This is a genomic window from Streptomyces sp. E11-3 (genome assembly GCF_046540415.1).
In the GTDB taxonomy this organism is placed as follows: Bacteria; Actinomycetota; Actinomycetes; order Streptomycetales; family Streptomycetaceae; genus Streptomyces.
This window is the reverse complement of the sequence record NZ_JAZGRL010000007.1, coordinates 1-4,417: the sequence shown is the minus strand read 5'-3', so window position 1 is coordinate 4,417 and position 4,417 is coordinate 1. Positions and strand designations below refer to the sequence as shown.

Annotated in this window: 6 protein-coding genes; all 6 read right to left on the bottom strand. The window is 70.9% G+C overall.

Annotated features, from left to right (window positions below):
• Positions 1–5: 5 nt before the first annotated feature.
• Positions 6–200: a hypothetical protein gene (locus tag U9R90_RS34015; RefSeq protein ID WP_411061148.1), complete on the bottom strand. Its 195-nt coding sequence runs from the start codon at positions 198–200 to the stop codon at positions 6–8.
• Between the two features lie 19 nt (positions 201–219).
• On the bottom strand, positions 220–396 hold the full coding sequence (locus U9R90_RS34010; protein WP_411061146.1) for a hypothetical protein: 177 nt from the start codon (positions 394–396) through the stop codon (positions 220–222).
• 150 nt (positions 397–546) lie between these two features.
• Positions 547–798 carry a hypothetical protein gene (locus U9R90_RS34005; RefSeq protein ID WP_411061144.1) on the bottom strand — a complete coding sequence of 84 codons (252 nt, stop codon included), beginning with the start codon at positions 796–798 and terminating at the stop codon, positions 547–549.
• A 142-nt stretch (positions 799–940) separates the two neighbouring features.
• Entirely contained in the window at positions 941–3,202 is a 2,262-nt protein-coding gene (locus tag U9R90_RS34000; RefSeq protein WP_411061142.1) for a cell division protein FtsK, read from the bottom strand.
• Between the two features lie 95 nt (positions 3,203–3,297).
• Positions 3,298–3,684, bottom strand: a complete 387-nt coding sequence (locus U9R90_RS33995; RefSeq protein ID WP_411061140.1) for an RRQRL motif-containing zinc-binding protein — start codon at positions 3,682–3,684, stop codon at positions 3,298–3,300.
• The coding region (locus tag U9R90_RS33990; protein WP_411061139.1) for a hypothetical protein at positions 3,684–4,417 on the bottom strand (734 nt) is incomplete at its 5' end. The genes U9R90_RS33990 and U9R90_RS33995, both read right to left, overlap by 1 nt.

Sequence of the window (4,417 nt, the reverse complement as noted above, 5' to 3'; positions counted from 1 at the left end):
GCTCCTTAGGTGTCGATGCTGCGCAGGGCGTCGGTGACCGCGGTGACCAGGTCGTTGACGGTGGTGCTGGCGCCGGTGTCGGCGAGGTAGAAGCCGAACAGCACCGCGACGACGGCGGCGCCAGCACCGAGGGCCTTGAAGCGCAGCAGCACCGCCAGGGCGATGCCGAGCAGCAGCACGAGCGAGAGGGTCAGGGCCATCACAGGGGCTCCATTCCGGTCAGCGGCGGTTGCGGGCGTCTTCGCGGGCCTGGGCCATCTCGCGGATGCGGTCGATCTCGTTCTCGATCGCGGTGGTCGACTTGCCGCGGGCCTGGCGGCGCATCAACTTGCCGGACAGGTACACGGTGCGGGCCAGCTCACGGGCGTTGTGCGGGTCCTTGTCGGTCAGCGCCATGACGGCAACTCCCTTGGATTCGGTGGGGTGTTCAGCGGGTGGTGTCGGTGACGCCGGGCTGTGGCGGCGCCGGGGGTTCGGGGTCGGCGTGGCAGGTGCCGATGGCGACCCCGAGCACGATCAGGACGAGCAGCGGGCGCAGCCGGGGCATCAGCGGGTGCCTTCGCGGTGCAGGCGGGCGGCGCGGTTGTAGAGCCAGCGGCCGAGGCGTATGCGTTTGCGGTCGCCGTGGCAGCGGCGGCAGGTCTTGCCCGGCTTGAGGCGTCCGCGCCGGTCGGTGTGGAGCTGGAAGCCGAAGCCGCGGCACTTGCGGCAGTTCCCGAACGGGGACACCGCACACACCGCGATGTAACAGAATGTGATGGCGAGTAGGCAGGTGATAGCGAGCAGGGCAGAGGTCATCGCGGGCCCTTCCAGGCAGGATTTGGGGGTTTGCGCAGGTGGGCCGCTATCCGCTAGCAGCCTGATCAAGTGGGGTTTGGGGTGCTAGCGGAGCCGCTAACGTTAGCGGGGGGGTACCGCTAGCGCTAGCGGCCCCAAGAGGTCAGCCCGCGTCCCGCTTTCCGTCACGCTCCGCAATCGCGGTGGTGATGTGGGAGCGGTCGATGCCGCGCCGGTTGACGACCTTGCCGTTGATCCGGCGCCCGACCTGGACGGTGCTGATGCCGTGCGGCTTCAGGGCCGCGGCCAGCGCCTCGGGGTCCCAGCCGTCGTAGACCTCGGGGCGCAGTTCGGCCAGCCGCGCCGCGACGGTCTCGGACCACGCCTTGGGTTCCTTGGCTGCCACGACGGCGAGGATGTCGGCGAGCAGGTCGTAGGCGGGACCGGTGACCGCCTCCGGGGTCTCCCCCAGGGCGTGGCCGGACAGCAGTCCGGCCTTCTCGCGCACCGTGCGGGCGCGGGCGGCGATCGCGTCGGCGCCGGGGGCGTCCACGAACACCGAGCCCACAATGCGGGCATCGGAGCCTTCCCCGACGAAGTAGTGGATGCCCTTGTCGCCCCAGGCGAACATGGTGGCCCGCACCCCGCGCTTGTAGGCGGAGGTCCCCAGCACCATGTCGTTCTCCAACTGCCCCATGACCTTCAGACACCAGCGGGCCGACGCATTCGCCGAGATCCCCGTCGGCAGCGCCTTCGCATCCGGGCGCTGCGTGGCCAGCAGCAGCACAATCCCCGTTGCCGGACCGCGTTTGACCAGGTCAGTGGCGATCTCCTCGAACTCCTTGGCGTGCTCGGGGTGCTCAAAGAGCACCTGACACTCATCCACCCCGACCACGATCGGGTGCAGCCCCAGCGAGCGCTTGTCGGCCAGTTCGCTGGTCACCTTCGACTCCGGACAGATGTCCCGCGGCAGCGAGCGGATCGCCTTCGTACGGCGGCGCAGCTCCTCGCGCAGCGCGCGGAAGTCGTTCAGGACGTAGTCGATGACCTCATCATCGTCGCCCGCGGCGTGCCGGTGGGAGACGGCGTTGCCGACCGGGTCCAGGTCACCGGTGCCCTTCATGTCGAAGGTGTGCAGCTCGGCCCGCGGGTCGAGAGCGGCGATCAGCAGCAGCAGCCGCAGCAGGAACGTCTTGCCCATACGCGGGATAGCGCCGATGATGCCCGCGATGTACATGAGGGTGACCGACACCCAGCGTCCGCGCTGGTCGGTGCCGTACGCGACCGGCTTGAACAAGTCCACTGTGCCGCTGGTGAGCAGCGGCCACTTGGGCTTGGGCGCGGTGGCCATGTCCTGGTCGCCGACCCACAACACCAGCCGCCCGGTGTGCTCATCGGGCACCGCCTCGGGCCACACACAGCCCAGCGGGCGGCGCAGCCCGGAGGCCAGGCGCTCGCGGCGCTCGATGATGTCGGTCACCGTGACGCCGTAGGGGAGGTTGCCCTCCGCCCGCCAGCCCGGCCCGTCGCGGGTGATCGGAGCGGTGAACTCAAACCCGTCCCGCCCCTTGCCCTGCGCCTGGTTGATCGCCGGGATACCCAGCGCCCCGAGCGCGCGCAGCACGATGTCACTGGTCAGCTTCACCGCCTTCGGGACCTCCACCGCCCGGTGGATGACCGGGTCATCCGCACGCCGCCCGTTGTAGCCGAGCGCGAGGGTCACCGCACCCACCGACAACGCCTGAAGCCAGGCCGGGGCGAGCACGTAGATAGCCAGGGCCGCCCCGAGACCGGTGAACAGCGCCAGCACCGCGACCAGGGTGCGCAGCCGAACCCGTCCGTCGCGCTGCCGCGACAGCTTCAGGTACTCCGCTGCGTCCTCGCGGCGCACCGCGGCCAGCCGGACCGGCTCGCCCTCCCGGTCGGCCACCCACCGCAGGCTGCCGCCCACGAACTGCGCGGCCCCGGACGGGGCTTGGAGAGTGAGGCGGGCGGCGTAGACCGGCGAGCGCAGGGCGTGATACCCGGTCGCATGCGCGTAGTGGCGGGCCACCCACCCCGTGGCGGTCTTCAGCTCCGCCGCGGACTTCAGCCACACCGGCACGACCGGACGGCGCTGCGCGGCCCGCAGCCGACCCAGGTAACCCGGACCGGCCGCCTTGACGGTCGGCTGGTCGACCGCCAGGCGGGTGGTCGGGTCGCCCGACTCGGCACCCAACCGATCCGCACCCGAGTCGGCCGACGGGTCAGCGTCGGGTCGGCTGGTCGAGTCGGGCGACTCAGCCGGAGTGAAGTCGGCCGACTCGGTGCGGGCCGACCGTGCCTTGTCCAGGTCGACGACCTCGCCACCCGAGTCGGGCACCGAGTCGGCTTTCATGTCGGCTTCGAGCCGGTTGAACAGTTCGCTTTCGTCGTCGTGGTTCACTGACAGTCCTTCCAGTCTGGGAGGCAGTTGGAAGGGGTCCGGACGGCGCTATGGCAGGCCGACCGTCGGGACCCCGCTGGGCGAAGCCGTGCAGGTCAAGCGGCGCTCTGTTCTTCGGAGTTGGCGCACAGCACGCACATGCCGAGCGAGGTCGGCAGGCAGTAGCTGTAGACGATTTGGCACTTGGGACAGGTGCGGCGGGCGAGCATCGCCAGCGCGAGCGCGCCCACCCTGCGGGAGGTCATCGGCCGCACCGGCTTGGCCAGCTCGATGCGGTACAGGTAGGCCACTGCCACCCCGCCCTTGCGGCGCCGGGAGCGGCGCATGAGCTGCGCCGCGACCGGCTGGCCACCAGGGCGTAAGCCCTTGGCGCGCAGTTGGCGGCGGGTGGCGTAGCCGTCCGGGGCGAACTTCCACGGGAAAGTTGGTATGCCGTGGCGGGTGCCGGTGGGGTCGTAGCACTTGCCGAACGCGCCGGACATCAGGACGCCATCGCCTCGGACCGTTCGGCCCGCAGGGTGTCGCGCAGCGTGCGGGCGTTTTTCGGCGAGGTGTGCACCGCCAGGCGGATGCCCTCCGCCGTCAGCTTCGCGTCCGGCCAATCAGCCGTCACCGCGCGGGCCTCATCGAGCAGTTGGCCCGCGGTGCGGCGGGGCCGACTCGATCGGGCGACCTCGGGAACCCGGCCGGTCGCCCGACGCGGCCGACTCGATTCCGCGGCCACCGCCCGCGGCTCGACCGACGCGGGGACGGTCGGTGTCGGCTCGATGGCGGGTACGGGCTTGAGCGGCAGAGTCGACTTCACGAACCCGACCGGCACCGGACGCGGCATCTGTGCCGGGTTCGCGGTCACCGGCGCCGGGGTGGATTCCGGCAGGCCAGCCGTAGACCGATTCCTTACGCTCTCGATAGATTCCTCCGCATTCGCGGAGGGCGGTTCGATCGGGGCGGGGCGGTGGTGCAGCACCTTGGCGACCAGGTCCGAGCCGAAGAAAATCGATCCGACCGGCAGCGAGGTGGCCAGCAGCACCAGCACCCAGTTGGCCGGGCCCCAGGCCGCCAGCTGCATCCGCTCGCCCCCGCCGTGCATCGCGGGCACCAGCCCGTGCACGTAGTTGAGGACCAGCGAGGCGACCGTATAGGTGCCCAGCACGCGCAGGGCGAACCTGCGGTCCCGACCGGTCAGCGCGAGCGTGGCGACCAGCGCCAGGGCCA